The organism is Micropruina sonneratiae (assembly GCF_025972045.1).
Lineage (GTDB): Bacteria > Actinomycetota > Actinomycetes > Propionibacteriales > Propionibacteriaceae > Micropruina > Micropruina sonneratiae.
Map to the genome: position 1 here is coordinate 75,240 of NZ_JAPDHX010000005.1, position 14,492 is coordinate 89,731.

General features: G+C 70.2%; 13 protein-coding genes and 1 pseudogene. 8 read left to right on the top strand and 6 right to left on the bottom strand.

The features are described 5' to 3' along the window. The first annotated feature begins 39 nt into the window (after positions 1-39). Entirely contained in the window at positions 40-1,563 is a 1,524-nt protein-coding gene (locus tag OIE40_RS13345; protein WP_264702999.1) for an amino acid permease, read from the top strand. Positions 1,564-1,585: 22 nt separating this feature from the next. Continuing rightward, the gene (locus OIE40_RS13350) at positions 1,586-2,404 is read left to right on the top strand and encodes a DMT family transporter (protein WP_264703423.1); all 819 of its coding nucleotides are present in this window, start codon (positions 1,586-1,588) and stop codon (positions 2,402-2,404) included. Between the two features lie 16 nt (positions 2,405-2,420). Here OIE40_RS13350 and OIE40_RS13355 read toward each other — a convergent pair whose 3' ends face one another. Together OIE40_RS13355 and OIE40_RS13360 are read right to left on the bottom strand one after the other, a co-directional pair. Continuing rightward, positions 2,421-4,163, bottom strand: a complete 1,743-nt coding sequence (locus OIE40_RS13355) for a DEAD/DEAH box helicase (RefSeq protein WP_264703001.1) — start codon at positions 4,161-4,163, stop codon at positions 2,421-2,423. An 800-nt stretch (positions 4,164-4,963) separates the two neighbouring features. Beyond that, entirely contained in the window at positions 4,964-5,233 is a 270-nt protein-coding gene (locus tag OIE40_RS13360) for a hypothetical protein (RefSeq protein WP_264703002.1), read from the bottom strand. 68 nt (positions 5,234-5,301) lie between these two features. Between OIE40_RS13360 and OIE40_RS13365 the strand changes: the two genes are divergently transcribed. The 4 genes from OIE40_RS13365 to typA all read left to right on the top strand — a co-directional run bounded on the left by OIE40_RS13365 (position 5,302) and on the right by typA (position 8,656). Then, positions 5,302-5,877 (top strand): hypothetical protein, encoded by a 576-nt coding sequence (locus tag OIE40_RS13365; protein ID WP_264703004.1) that lies wholly within the window; start codon positions 5,302-5,304, stop codon positions 5,875-5,877. A 19-nt stretch (positions 5,878-5,896) separates the two neighbouring features. Beyond that, a complete protein-coding gene (locus tag OIE40_RS13370) occupies positions 5,897-6,253 on the top strand; it encodes an ATP-binding protein (protein ID WP_264703006.1) in 357 nt (118 codons plus the stop codon). Between the two features lie 46 nt (positions 6,254-6,299). After that, complete coding sequence (locus OIE40_RS13375; protein WP_264703008.1) at positions 6,300-6,698, top strand: hypothetical protein; 399 nt, start codon at positions 6,300-6,302, stop codon at positions 6,696-6,698. Between the two features lie 95 nt (positions 6,699-6,793). Continuing rightward, positions 6,794-8,656, top strand: a complete 1,863-nt coding sequence (typA, locus tag OIE40_RS13380; RefSeq protein WP_264703010.1) for a translational GTPase TypA — start codon at positions 6,794-6,796, stop codon at positions 8,654-8,656. Positions 8,657-8,671: 15 nt separating this feature from the next. Here typA and OIE40_RS13385 read toward each other — a convergent pair whose 3' ends face one another. Next, entirely contained in the window at positions 8,672-9,178 is a 507-nt protein-coding gene (locus OIE40_RS13385; RefSeq protein WP_264703012.1) for an Lrp/AsnC family transcriptional regulator, read from the bottom strand. Positions 9,179-9,304: 126 nt separating this feature from the next. Between OIE40_RS13385 and ald the strand changes: the two genes are divergently transcribed. Both ald and cycA read left to right on the top strand, forming a co-directional pair. Beyond that, entirely contained in the window at positions 9,305-10,423 is a 1,119-nt protein-coding gene (ald, locus tag OIE40_RS13390; protein WP_264703425.1) for an alanine dehydrogenase, read from the top strand. 143 nt (positions 10,424-10,566) lie between these two features. Beyond that, entirely contained in the window at positions 10,567-12,015 is a 1,449-nt protein-coding gene (cycA, locus tag OIE40_RS13395; protein ID WP_264703014.1) for a D-serine/D-alanine/glycine transporter, read from the top strand. Positions 12,016-12,042: 27 nt separating this feature from the next. Here cycA and OIE40_RS13400 read toward each other — a convergent pair whose 3' ends face one another. From OIE40_RS13400 to OIE40_RS17055, 3 genes and pseudogenes are all read right to left on the bottom strand, one after another. Beyond that, on the bottom strand, positions 12,043-13,332 hold the full coding sequence (locus tag OIE40_RS13400; RefSeq protein WP_264703016.1) for an AAA family ATPase: 1,290 nt from the start codon (positions 13,330-13,332) through the stop codon (positions 12,043-12,045). Further along, positions 13,325-13,987 carry a hypothetical protein gene (locus OIE40_RS13405; RefSeq protein WP_264703017.1) on the bottom strand — a complete coding sequence of 221 codons (663 nt, stop codon included), beginning with the start codon at positions 13,985-13,987 and terminating at the stop codon, positions 13,325-13,327. The genes OIE40_RS13400 and OIE40_RS13405 overlap by 8 nt, the downstream gene beginning before the upstream one ends. 178 nt (positions 13,988-14,165) lie before the next feature. Then, a pseudogene (locus tag OIE40_RS17055) lies at positions 14,166-14,426 on the bottom strand (toll/interleukin-1 receptor domain-containing protein); the annotation flags it as partial. Positions 14,427-14,492: the final 66 nt, after the last annotated feature.

Below are 14,492 nucleotides of genomic sequence, written 5' to 3' on the forward strand. Positions count from 1 at the left end.
GCTTGTGACAACCCCATGCGCCAACCCCGGGAGGTCCCGATGAGCGTGCTACGTACCAAGTCGATCGAGCAGTCGATCGCAGACACCGACGAGCCGGAGTACCAGCTCAAGAAGTCGCTGACCGCGCTCGACCTCACCGTGTTCGGCGTCGGTGTGGTGATCGGCGCGGGCATCTTCACCCTGACCGGACGCGTCGCGCACCAGATGACCGGACCGGCGATCATCATCAGCTTCGTCGTGGCGGCGATCTGCTGCGCGCTGGCCGCCATGTGCTACGCCGAGTTCGCCTCGACGGTGCCGGTGTCGGGATCGGCCTACACCTTCAGCTACGCCTCACTCGGCGAGGTGTTCGCCTGGATCATCGGCTGGGACCTGATCCTGGAGATGTTCCTGGGCGCGTCCGTGGTGGCCCAGGGCTGGAGCGCCTACCTGGGCGTGCTGATGGAGAACTTCGGGCTGCCCATCCCGGCCGCCGTCGGTTACGGCGGTGTGGTCGACCTGCCGGCGATCCTGCTGGTGGTCGCGCTCGGCGTGCTGATCACGGTCGGCATCAAGGAGTCGATGCGGGTCAACCTGGTGCTGGTCGCGGTGAAGCTGTTCATCGTGCTGTTCGTGATCGTCGCCGGGGCGATGTTCATCAACCCGGCCAACTACTCCCCCTTCATCCCCGAGGCGGCACCCACCGAGGCCACCGCCGGGTTCAGCTGGACCCAGCCGCTGCTGCAGTGGCTGACCGGTTCGGCGCCGATGGCGTTCGGCTGGAGCGGCGTGTTCGCCGGCGCCGCGCTGGTCTTCTTCGCCTACATCGGTTTCGACGTGGTGGCGACCACAGCCGAAGAGGCGAAGAACCCGCAGAAGGACCTGCCGGTCGGCATCATCGCCTCGCTGACCATCTGCACGGTGCTGTACTGCGCGGTCGCGTTCGTGGTGACCGGCATGGTCAACTACACCGAGATCGACCCGAAGGCGGCGCTGGCCAGCGCCTTCGTGCACCACGGCCAGGCTTGGATGGCGACGCTGATCTCGGCCGGTGCGGTGGCCGGCCTGACCACCGTCGTGCTGACCCTGATGATCGGCGCCACCCGGATCATCTTCGCCATGTCGCGCGACAACCTGCTGCCGATCCGGCTGGCCAAGGTGCACCCGAAGTTCCGGACGCCGTGGATGATCTCGATCCTGGTCACCGCGGTCTGCGCAATCACCGCGGGCTTCACCCCGATCGGCGTGCTGGAGGAGATGGTCAACATCGGCACCCTGACGGCGTTCATCCTGGTGTCGATCGCGGTGGTGGTGCTGCGCCGCAAGCGGCCCGACCTGCCGCGGGCGTTCAAGGTGCCGCTGTCGCCGGTGCTGCCGGTGCTCTCGGCCGTGATCTGCCTCTACCTCACGCTGAACCTGTCGCTGGAGACCTGGGTACGGTTCGTCGGCTGGATGGCGATCGGCTTCGCGATCTACTTCGCCTACGGCTACCGCCGGGCGCGACTGGCCACCGGGGCGGCGTTGCCGCACGATGTGCAGGCGGCGATGGACGACGGCGTCGTGAAGCGCCCCGAAGCCCAGTGAGCCGGCCCTGATCGGACCGCTGCTGGCGCTGGGGTCGGCGCTCACCTGGGGAGCGGCCGACTTCGCCGGCGGCATGCTCAGCCGGCGGCTGCCCTCGGCGGCCGTGGTGGGGGTGTCGCAGGCGTGCTCACTGGTCCTGCTGCTGGCGGTCCTGCCGTTCGTGCCGGCGTCGGCCGGTTGGGGCTGGCTGGGCTGGTCGGTGCTGGCCGGCGCCGCCGGGTCGCTGGCGCTGGTCTGCTTCTATCGGGCCCTTGCCTTCGGCACCGTCGGGGTGGTGTCGCCGATCAGCGCCCTGGCCGTCTCGATCCCCGTCGTGGCCGGCCTGCTGGCGGGTGAGCAGCCGCACACCCTGCAGCTCGCCGGCATCGTGGTCGCCTTCGCCGGTGCCGTCATGGCCAGCGGCCCCGAGTTGCGCGGCGAGCAGCCGGTCAAGCAGCAGGCGGTGTGGTTCGCGCTGGCCGCTGCCGTCGGCTTCGGGGTGACGATGCTGGCGATCGCCCGCGGGTCGGCCTCCTCGACGATGCTGACCATGGTGGGCATGCGCAGCACCTCGGTGATCGGCTTCGTGGTGGCCGCGATCGTGCTGCGCACGGTGGGCGGCGTCGCGGCCTCCGATCTGCCGAAGCTGGTTCTGCTGGGGCTCGGCGACGTCTCCGCGAACGCCCTGCTCGGCTTCGCCACGACCATGGACCTGCTGTCGGTGACGGCGGTGCTGTCCGCCCTCTATCCGGTGGTCACGGTCGGGTTGGCGGCCGTGCTGCTGCACGAACGGCTCAAACCGGTGCAGTTGGCGGGGGTGCTGCTGGCGTTCGCCGGGGTCGCCCTGATCGCCGCAGGCTAGCGGTACGCGGCCGGGCTCAGCGCCAGCGCCGCAGCATCGCGATCCGCTCCTCTACCTGTTCGGTGGTGGCCCGGGCCAGCGGCGGCCCGCCGCACTGCCGGCGCAGCTCGGCGTGGACGTGGCTGTGCGGGCGTCCGGTCGCCCGGGCGTGCTGCGCGACCAGGCTGTTGAGCTCCTTGCGGCGCGCCTCCAGCGCCCGGTGCAGAGCCACCTCGGGCGGTGTCTTCTCGCGGCGTCCGGCCTTGTCGTGCCGGGACACCTGGCGGCGTTGCCGTTCACGCAGCAGGTGCGCGATCTGGTCGGTCTCGAGCAGGCCGGGCAGGCCCAGATAGTCCGCCTCGTCGTCGGAGGTGGGGACGGCGTGCATGCCGAACTGCTGGTCCTCGAACAGCACGTGGTCGAAGGTGGCCTCGGAGGCGAGCGCCTCGAAACTGCCCTCGAGCTCGTCGGCGGCGTTCTCGGTGCGATTGGCCTGCGCCAGCAGGGCGTCGGTCTCGTCCCACACGTCCGCCGCCGCCGGCGCACCGAAGACGTGGTCGCGCTGCCGCTCCAGGGTGGACGCGTGGGCCAGGATGATCGGCACCGTGGGCAGGAACACGGTGGCCAGTTCACCGCGGCGGCGGGCCCGGACGAAGCGGCCGACGGCCTGGGCGAAGAACAGCGGTGTCGAGGTGGCGGTCGCGTACACCCCGACGGCGAGCCGGGGCACGTCCACCCCCTCCGACACCATCCGCACCGCCACCATCCAGCGGTCCTCGCCCTCGGCGAACGCTTCGATCCGCCTGCTGGAGCCCGGGTCGTCGGAGAGCACGACGGTGGGCTGTTCGCCGGTGATCGACGCGAGCACCTTCGCGTAGGCGCGGGCGTGCGTCTGGTTGCTGGCGATCACCAACGCACCGGCGTCGGGTACGTGCCGCCGCACCTCGGTCAGCCGGCGGTCGGCGGCGGCCAGCACGGCCGAGACCCACTCCCCCTTAGGGTCCAGTGCGGTGCGCCACGCCTGTGCGGTGACGTCCTTGGTCTGCAGCCCACCCAGGTTGGCGGCGACGGTCTCGCCCGCCTTGGTGCGCCAGCGCATCGGCCCGCCGTAGTTCATGAACACGACCGGCCGGACGACGTGGTCGCGCAGCGCGTCGGCGTAGCCGTAGGAGTAGTCGGCGCGGGAGATGCGGGCACCGCCGGCGAGTTCGTCGTAGCGCACGAACGGGATCGGGTTGGCGTCGGAGCGGAACGGCGTCCCGGTCAGCGCCAACCGGCGCTTGGCGAGCCGGAACGCCTCGGCGACCGACTCGCCCCAGCTCAGCGAGTCACCGGCGTGGTGCACCTCGTCGAGGATCACGAGGGTGTCGTCACGGGCGACCATCGCCTCGTAGCTGAGCATGCCCGCGGCGACCCCGGCGTAGGTGACGGCTACCCCGTCGAACTGCTTCGAGCGGCCCTTGCGGCGTCCGGCCAGTCCGGGGTCGAGCTGGATGCCGGCCTTCGCCGCAGCGTCCGCCCACTGCACCTTGAGGTGCTCGGTCGGTGCGACGACGATCACCTTCCTGACGGTGCGGGCATGCAACAGTTCGGCCGCAACCCGCAGCGCGAAGGTGGTCTTGCCCGCACCCGGGGTGGCAACGGCCAAGAAGTCGGTGGGCGCGGCGTCCAGGTACTGCTGCAGCGCCTCAGCCTGCCACGCCCGCAGCTTCGCCGAGGTGCCCCAGGGCGCCCGTTGCGGGAACGCCGGGGAGAGCCGCTCGAGCGCCGAATGGCTCACCGGCGCCGCCTTGGCACGATCGCGCGTCGGGCGGGGAGGTGCTGGCACATAGGTGAGCGACCCTAGCCAGTGGGGGTCGGGGCGGGGCAAGCCGACGCACCGGCGATCGCTGCGTCACCCCGCAGAACTGTCCCTGAGCCGGCGAGGACGACGGCGCCGTCCACGGCGCAGATCGGCAACCGACGACTGTCACTGTCGAAACTCATTCGGGGACGCAACGAAAGGCCGGTCCGCCGCGTCAGTTGTGGGACGACACGATGGGAAGGACCTCGTCTATGCGCAGGATGATGACGTTCGTTTGGGCAATCGCCCTGGAAATCACGCTGTCGGGGGTGGCTGCCACGCGAGCCGAAGCGCTCACCGAGTGCTCCAGCGGATCGTCCGACAGTTTCAACAACGACGGCTTTCCGACCCCGTGGTGGGTGTGCCCGCCGCCAATGCGGTCGACGTGTTCTGCAGCCGCACGGGGGCACCCACCCGGCTGACACCGGCCGGCCTCGGCCTGGCCGCACGCACTCGGACGAATTCGGCGCCGCCACCTACGCCTTCGACGTGAACGGCGGCTACTACTACAGCCTGCTGATCGGCTGCCCCCGGGGTGAACGGTGGGCCGGGCAGGTCACGATCGTGTACGGCAGCCCCGAGGGCCTGGTGACCTCCGGCGTCACGGTGATCGAGTCACCCGACCCGTCCGCGCGCTTCGGCTGGATCCACACCACGACGACGAGCGACAGCGCTCTGTTGGTCGGCGCACCCGGCTACGACGACGGGGCGGCGACCGACGCCGGCGCCGTGTACTTCTACCCGCTCACCTCTCCGGTGTTGGGGTCGGCCAGCCGGGTCACCCAGAGCAGCCCCGGCGTGGACGGCGATTCGACGGCGGGTGACAACTTCGGCGGCGTCGTGGCAGACGACCTGGTCGGTATGCCCAACAAGGACGTCGGTGCCGCGGCCGATGCCGGCGCGGTGGTGAAGCTGGTCACGACGACCGGGGACCCGATGACCGTGCGGGGCATGTCGTACACGCAGAACAGCCCTGCGTGCCCGGCGTGGACGAGACGGGCGACCACTCCGGTGCCGCCTTGGGTGTGGACTACTACGCGGCCGTCGGGGTGCCTGGCGAAGACATCGCAGCAAGGTGGACACGGGCTCGGTGCAGGTATTTGTGGACGCCGACGACGAGCTCAAAGTGATGCAGTCGATCGACCAGAACACGTCCGGCGTTCCGGGCGCCAACGAAACCGGCGACCGGTTCGGGTCGGCAGTGGTCATCGGATATTTCATGTCCCCAAACGACGGTACCTACCAGTTGTGGGTCGGGGCGCCTGGGGAAAACGTCGGATCGGTGGTCGATGCCGGCAGCATCACCCGCATGAATCTCTTCTGGAAGCTGAAGGCGACCAGCCTGACGTCGGGCCACGGATTGCCGGGCAAGTCCGAGAAGGGCGACCAACTCGGGGCCACGCTGGCCGGCCTGCGCAACTATCAGATGGGAGCCGACTGGGAGGGCACGCTCAGTGTGCTCATCGGCGTTCCGCGCGAAGACCGTGGCACCGCCGCCGACTCGGGCTGGGGGATCCTTGCCGACTGCTGGACGACGTCCAAGGGTCCGCAGCCCTATTCGCTGAACAACAAGGCACGGGCGGCGAGCACTATGGGCAGTATCTGGGCCGAACCCTGCTGTGACCGCAACCAGCAGGCACAGACGAGGTGACGCGCACTACGCTCGGGTGATGGACGAGCGGCTGCAACGGCGCACTCCACCGGCGCTCCGGCCGGCCTCGACCGGCGTCGCGGTGGTGGTGAACCTGGCCCAGGTGCACAGCAAGTACCTCGGCGAGACCGAGAAGGTGCTTCGCGAACTGTTCGACGAGGCCGAACGCAAGGGTTGGACGCTCTTCTTCGACGAGGCGGACGCGCTGTTCGACCGCCGCACCGAGGTGGCGTCCGGCCATGACCGATACGCCGGCCTCGACACCAACTGGCTGTTGCGCCGCATCGAGGGGCTGAACACCCGGATCGTGCCTGGTGCGGGGGTCGCCGAGCGCGAACTGAAGGGATTCTCGGTGCGGCACTTTCCCCCCGACTGACTCGGTCGGGTCTGCCCACGCGAGCATCGCTACGGCACACTGAGGCATGGCCGCACGCGTCGAACTGCCCCACCCGCACCTGATCTGGCTGCGGTCGGCCGTCACCCTGCTGATCAGCGCGGTGATCGGTCAGGCCGGCTTCGCCGCCGCGGCGATCGGCAAACGCGACAAGAGCTACCTCGTGTTTCACGCCATCGGTGCCGGCGTGACGATCACCCTGGCGATCGCCTGCGCGATCTGTTTCACCGTGCTGCGCCGCACCGCCGGACGGGTGCTGCTCTGGCTCGCCTGGCTGACCGCGGCGGCGATCGTCGTGCAGTTCACCCTGGGCAAGCTCGAGATCGCCGACGTGCACATCTTTCTGGGCGTGCTGATCGCCATGCTGACCACGGCCCTCACCTCGTGGACGTATCGACGACCGCCCCCGACCGAGTCCGCCGGTTGAGCCCGGCCTCGCCAGGCTCGACCAGCGGTGGCGGTGCGACCCGACGTCCGGCCAACCCGTAGAATCATCAGGTTGTCCGAACCGAGGAGCCCTGCATGCCCGTCCGCGCCGATCTGCGCAACGTCGCGATCATCGCCCACGTCGACCACGGCAAGACCACGCTGGTCGACGCCATGCTGTGGCAGTCGGGCGCCTTTCGCGCCAATCAGGACGTCGAGAAGCGGGTGATGGACTCGATGGACCTGGAGCGTGAGAAGGGCATCACGATCCTGGCCAAGAACACCGCGGTCGACCACGCGCTGGCCGACGGCACATCGGTCACCATCAACATCATCGACACCCCCGGCCACGCCGACTTCGGCGGCGAGGTCGAGCGCGGCCTCGAGATGGTCGACGGCGTGCTGCTGCTCGTGGACGCATCCGAGGGCCCGCTGCCACAGACCCGGTTCGTGCTGCGCAAGGCGCTGGCCAAGCACCTGCCGATCGTTGTGGTGATCAACAAGGTCGACCGGGCCGACGCCCGGATCAGCGAGGTCACCGACGAGGTGTACGAACTGTTCCTCGACCTGCTCGAGGACGACGAGGCCGACAAGCTCGACTTCCCGGTGGCGTACTGCGCCGCCAAGGCGGGCCGCGCCTCGTTGAACCAGCCCGAGGACGGCGGCATGCCCGATTCGGAGAACCTGGAGCCGCTGTTCGGCGTCATCATGGACGCCATCCCGGCCCCGGTCTTCACCGAGGGAGCGCCGCTGCAGGCGCACGTCACCAACCTGGACGCCTCCCCCTACCTGGGTCGCCTCGCGCTGTGCCGGGTGATCAACGGCACCATCAAGCGCGGCCAGAACGTGGCCTGGTGCCGCACCGACGGCAGCGTCCAGAACGTCAAGCTGTCCGAACTGCTGATGACCCACGCCCTGGAGCGGGTGCCGGCCGAGCAGGCGGGGCCGGGTGACATCGTCGCGATCGCCGGCATCCCCGACATCATGATCGGCGAGACGCTGTCCGACCCGGACGACCCGTCACCGCTGCCGCTGATCCACGTCGACGAGCCGTCCATCTCGATGACGATCGGCATCAACACCTCGCCGCTGGCCGGCAAGTCGGGCAGCAAGCTGACCGCCCGGCTGCTCAAGGCCAGGCTGGACGCCGAACTGATCGGCAACGTGTCGATCAGGGTGCTGCCCACGGAACGCCCCGACACCTGGGAGGTGCAGGGCCGTGGCGAGCTGCAGCTCGCGGTGCTGGTCGAGATGATGCGCCGCGAGGGTTTCGAGCTGACCGTCGGCAAGCCGCAGGTGCTGACCCGCGAAATCGACGGCAAGCTGCACGAGCCGTTCGAGCGGCTCACCGTCGACATTCCCGAGGACCACGTCGGCACCGTCACCCAGTTGCTGGGCACCCGGCGCTCGCGGATGGAGCAGATGATCAACCACGGCACCGGCTGGGTGCGGATGGAATTCGTGCTGCCCGCCCGCGGGCTGATCGGCTTCCGCACCGAGTTCCTCACCCAGACCCGCGGCACCGGCATCATGCACCACGTCTTCGAGGGCTACGAGCCGTGGGCGGGCGAGATCACCACCCGCTCGACCGGCTCGCTGGTCGCCGACCGGACCGGCGCGGTCACCTCCTACGCCCTGTTCAACCTGCAGGAGCGCGGGGTGCTGTTCGTGGCTCCCAGCGACGAGGTGTACGAGGGCATGATCGTCGGCGAGAACCCGCGCAACGAGGACATGGACGTCAACCCGACCAAGGAGAAGAAGCTCACCAACGTGCGCTCCTCCACCGGTGAGGAGCTGGAGCGGCTGATCCCGCCGCGGGTGCATTCCCTGGAACAGGCCCTGGAGTTCTGCCGCTCCGACGAATGCCTCGAGGTGACGCCGGCGCACGTCCGGCTGCGCAAGGTGACCCTGCCCGCCCACGAGCGGGCCAAGGAGCGCAACCGCGCCAAGAAGGGCTGACGGTCGAGCCGGCGGTCAGCCGAACGGCACCCAGTCGCCGCGGACGTCCTCGAGGATCACGCAGGTCTCGGTGCCGGCGATCTCGGGGTGCCGGCTCAGCTCGTTGACCACGAAGTCGCGCAACTCGCTGGGGTCGGACGCCGCCACCGTCACCGCCAGGTCGTACTGCCCGGTCAGGAACAGCACCCTCAGCACCCCCCGGACGCCGGCCAGCCGGTGCGCCTCGTCGCGCAGCCGCGGGCGGGCGCTGTCCTTGAGCTTGACCAGGATCAGCGACTGCACCGGCGCACCGAGCGCCACCAGGTTCACGTCGGCGTGGAAGCCACGGATCACCCCCGAATCGACCAGTGCCGACACCCGGGTGTGGGCGGTCGATTCGGCGATGTTCGCGCCGAGGGCGAGCCGGCTGTTCGACATGCGCCCGTTGGCGACCAGCAATCGCACCAGGCGCCGGTCGATGTCGTCCAACGCCCGAGGATTCTTCGGCCGCACCTGCTTTGCACGGGCGTTCTCCCCGGTCACTGTCGCAGGTTATCCGAAGCTTCTGCCGATCGTGGCCGCCGCTGATGACTTCGCCGCGGGCAGGGAAAAGAATCCTCGGCAACAACCGGCTGTCCCCCAGTTTCCTACGCAGAGAGGCGCATGAACATGAAGATCGGCGTTCCCACCGAGATCAAGAGCCAAGAGAACCGCGTCGCCATCACCCCCGCCGGCGCGCACCACCTGACCCAGCGCGGCCACGAGGTGCTGGTGCAGGCCGGGGCCGGCATCGGCTCGGCCATCAGCGACGACGACTACCGCCACGCCGGCGCCACGCTGGTCGACGACGCGGCCGACGTCTGGGCGGGCGCCGACCTGCTGCTGAAGGTCAAGGAGCCGATCGCCGCCGAGTACGGCTACCTGCGGCCCGGCCAGGTGCTGTTCACCTACCTGCACCTGGCCGCCGACCAGCCCCAGACCGAGGCGTTGCTGCACTCCGGGACCACCGCGATCGCCTACGAGACCGTGCAGACCGACACCGGCGCGCTGCCGCTGCTGCGGCCGATGAGCGAGGTGGCCGGACGGCTCTCGGTGCTGGCCGGCACCCACGCCCTGATGAAGCACGCCGGCGGCGACGGCGTCCTGCTGCCCGGCGTTCCCGGTGTCACCCCGGGCAGGGTCGTGGTGATCGGCGGCGGTGTCGCCGGCCTGAACGCGGCCCAGATCGCCCACGGACTGCGCGCCGACGTCACCATCATCGACATCAGCACCGACCGGTTGGTGCAGCTCGACTCGGAGTTCACCGGCCAGGTGAAGACCCAGATGTCGACGGCCTACGCCATCGAACGGGCCATCGGCGAGGCCGACCTGGTGATCGGTTCGGTGCTGGTTCCGGGCGCCCGCGCCCCCAAGCTGGTGACCAACGACATGGTGGCCAAGGCCAAGCCGGGCTCGGTCTTCGTCGACATCGCCGTCGACCAGGGCGGCTGCTTCGCGGACACCCACGCCACCACCCACGCCGAACCCACCTACCGGGTGCACGACGCGGTGTTCTACGCGGTGGCCAACATGCCCGGTGCGGTTCCGGTCACCTCCACCTACGCGCTGACCAACGCCACGCTGCCCTACGTCACCCGGATCGCGGACGCCGGCTGGCTCGACGCCCTGCGTGCCGACCGCACCCTGGCCAGGGGCCTGTCCACCATCGAGGGGACGCTCACCAGCCAGCCGGTCGCCGAGGCCTGGGGTCACTCGTTCACCCCGATCCAGCACGTGCTCGCCGCCTGAGGCCGCACCCTCCACCCGGACGCCGCCCAGGCGTCCGCTACCCCCAACGGTTCTCCGGCCCGCCGCCCCCGCGGCGGGGGCCGGGGACCCGAACCGGCGGGCGCACGTCCGCCTGCCCGAGGAATGAAGACGAAGGAGTTTTCATGACCCCCAAGACCCGCACCACCCAGCCCGCAGCCACCCACCCCACCAACGGCCGACCCCCGACCGACCCAGCACCCGAGGGGCACGACCACCTCGACCGCGCCCTGGGCAACCGTCACCTGCAGATGATCGCCATCGGCGGCGCCATCGGCACCGGCCTGTTCATGGGCTCGGGCAAGACCATCTCGCTGGCCGGCCCGTCGATCCTGCTCGTCTACGCCATCATCGGCGGCTTCCTGTTCTTCGTCATGCGTGCGATGGGCGAGCTGCTGCTGTCGAACCTGCAGTACAAGTCGTTCCGCGACATCGCCGAGGACGTGCTGGGCCCCTGGGCCGGCTTCTTCGCCGGCTGGACGTACTGGTTCTGCTGGATCGTGATCGGCGTCGCCGACCTGACCGCCGTCACCGCGTACGTGTCGTACTGGTTCCCCGACCTGCCCAAGTGGGTGGCGGCCACCAGCCTGGTGGTGCTGCTGCTGGTGCTGAACCTGGTCACGGTGAAGCTGTTCGGCGAGATCGAGTTCTGGTTCGCGCTGATCAAGATCGTCGCCATCGTCGCCCTGATCGGCGTCGCCGTCGTCATGGTCGCCACCGGCTTCATCTCGCCCGAGGGCCATCAGGCCTCCCTCGCAAACCTGTGGAACGGCGGTGGCTTCTTCCCGACCGGCGCCGGCGGCTTCCTGGCCGGCTTCCAGATCGCGTTCTTCGCCTTCCTCGGCATCGAGCTCGTCGGCACCGCCGCCGCCGAGACCAAGGACCCCACCCACACCCTGCCGCGTGCCATCAACGCCATTCCGATCCGGGTCGGGCTGTTCTACATCTGCGCGCTCGCCGCGATCATGGCGGTGACCCCGTGGCAGTTGATCAACCCCGCCGTCAGCCCGTTCGTGTCGATGTTCGGCCTGGCCGGCTTCGGACTGGCGGCGTCGGCGATCAACTTCGTGGTGCTCACCTCGGCGGCCTCGTCGGCCAACTCGGGGATCTACTCCACCTCGCGGATGCTGTACGGGCTCGCGCTCGACCGCAAGGCGCCCAAGCCGTTCGGACGCCTGTCCCGCTTCAAGGTGCCGGCCAACGGCCTGGTGTTCTCCTGCTGCTGCCTGCTGCCCGGCCTGGTGCTGCTGTACACCACCGACTCAATCGTGTCCGCGTTCACCCTGGCCACGACGGTGGCGTCGGTGCTGTTCATCTTCGTCTGGGGCCTGATCGTCGCGTCCTACCTGGTGTACCGCCGCCGGCAGCCGCAGGCGCATGCCGCCTCGGTGTACAAGATGCCGGCCGGCGTCGTCATGTGCTGGGTGGTGTTCGGCTTCTTCGCGGTGATGATCGGCATTCTCGCCATGGAGCCCGACACCCGGATGGCCCTGGCGGTGACCCCGATCTGGTTCGCCGCCCTGGCCGTCGCCTACCGGGTGCATCTGCGGCGCGCCGCCGGCGCCGGCAGCTAGGCCCGGTTCCCGGTGGGGGGCCGCCGCTCACTCGGCGACGGCCTCCCAAGCCAGCTCCTCGCCGTCCGCGTCCAGCCGCCACGGGCCGGGGGTGCGTTCGATCAGCGGCTCCAGCACCAAGGTCTCGAGGTTGCGCTGCAGGTGCCGCGCGCCCCGCCGGGGGTCGTGGTGACGCCGGGCGATCAGGTCACGGGCGGCGGTCGTGACCTCCAGCCGCCAGCCGCGCGACTCCAACCGGGCCAGCACCGGTCCGAGTTCCAGGTCGAGGATGCGCCGGATCGCCCCGGCGTCCAGCGGACGGCACACCAGCACCGCGTCGAGGCGCCCGATCAGCTCGGGCGGAAGGGTCGTCGTGACGGCATGCTCGATGGCGGCCACCAGGCGGTCGGCGTCCTCGTCGCCGGTACCGACGCCGAAGCCGAGGCCGGTGCGGTTGCCCTCGGCGGCGCCGAGGTTCGAGGTGAGCACCACGGTGACGTCGGCGAACGGCACCTGGACCCCGGGGGAGTCGGTCAGCCGGCCCGAGTCGAACACCTGCAGGAACGTGTTCCACACCGCCGGATCGGCCTTCTCGACCTCGTCCAGCAGCATGACGCAGCGCGGGCGCGCCGCGATCCGGGTGGTCAGCCAGCCGCTCGGGTCGTCGGACCCGATGTAACCCGGCGGCGGCCCGAACAGCCGGTTCACCGAATGCGGCTCGCTGTACTCGCTGAGGTCGACGCCGACCAGCGCCTCGGCCGAGCCGTGCAGCACCTGCGCCAGGGCCCGCGCGATCGACGACTTGCCCACCCCGGTCGGCCCGGCCAGCAGAAACACGCCGTTGGGTCGTTCGGGCCGCAGGTCGAGTTCGGCAAGGGTGAGGCTGATCCGGCGGCTCAGGGTGCGCAGCACCTCGTCCTGGCCGATGATGAGGGCGGCGAGCCCGGCGAACAGCTCGGCGGCCGGACGCCCCGGCGGGGGCTCGTCGGTCACGGCCGGAGTCGCCGGAGGCGAGGGCGCCACCGACGGGGCCACGGCCGGTTCCGACGGCAGGTCGAGCACCGCGGCGAAGGCGCCGGCCAGGTCGGAGCTGCCCCAGGCGGTCCGGTCGAGCCACCGGACGAGCTCCGCCGCGTCCGGCTCGAAGCCCGAACCGTCGAGGGCCGGACGCGCGGCCACCCGATCACGCACCTGCCCGGCCACCGCAGGACCGAGGAACTCGACCGCCGACGGGTCCACCTCGAGCCAGGCCGCAGCCAGGTGCTCGGTCGCCACCCGACCGCCATCGGCCAACCGTTCGGCACCGGCCAGCACCGCGGCCCGCCACGAGTCAGCCATCGGCGTCACCGAACAGTCGACCCTCACGGGCGTGGTGTTCCAGTAGGGCAGCGAATTGCCGGTAGGCCTCCGGGAGTGCCTGATCGGGCGGCGGCACCGGCCAGGATCCGTCGCTGTAGCGGCCGTACGGGTCGAGCCGTTCGGCGAAGCGACGTTCGGCCCAGGCACCGACGACGGTCTGGGTGAGCCGTTGCCACGACCGGCCCTGCATCGGTGCGTTCTCGAACAGGTCGGGCACCTCCTCGCCGATCCAGCCGTCCTCACCGCGCAGGGCCAGGTCGCCGAAACCCTCGTCCAGTTCCCGCAGCCGAGTCCGGGTCCGGACCGGTACCAGCAGCGGGAGGTACTGCAGCCAGTCGCCGTGGCCGAGCAGGCGCACCGGTGAGCTGCCGGCGTTCAGCCGCATGACCGTCGCCGCCAGCAGCGCAGCCCCAAAACTCGGCCCGCCGAACAACGTGTCGCCGACCTGCACGCGGCCGGGGAGGTCGCGCAACAGGGCGAGGCTGTACCCGATCACCGCGCTCGCCACCTGCACCCGGCCCCGTCGATCGGTCGGCAGCGGGAAGTCCCAGCAACTGCGGAACCACCCCACCGGGCCGGGCACCGGGACGCCGTTGCGTTCGGCGTCCCGCCACAGCACCTCTGCGAGCCGCAAGGCGGCCGGCTGAAAGCGGATGGGCGGTGAGGAAGTCCGGATCGTCGCGGAGGGTGCGCGCCGTGCGGTTCAGCAGCGGGTGCATCGACTCGGGCAGTTCGGCCGCGGTCGGGAAGCCGGCACCGTCCACCAGCACCGGAATCACCACGCCGACCCGCTCGAGGGCCAACTCGACCTCGCGCCGGACGTGGTCGCCCGGTTGGCTGAGCCGCTGCACGCCGTCGGCCGCCGCGCTCACCCAGGTCGGGCCGATCATCACCAGCACCGCCGCGCTCTGCTCGATCGCCGAGGCGATCTGGGAGGGGAAGTCGATGCCGGGCGGCAGAGAATCGTGGTCGAAGAAGACGTTGTCGCGGCCGAACTCGGCGCACAACTGCTGCCACAGGCGTCCGGTGATCGTCCGGGAATCCGAGCGACGGTAGGACAGGAAGATGCGCACGACGCGGCTCCTCGCGACTCGGGCGACGGGGTGACCGACCCTCGGGTGCTGGGAAGGGCGAGTCTA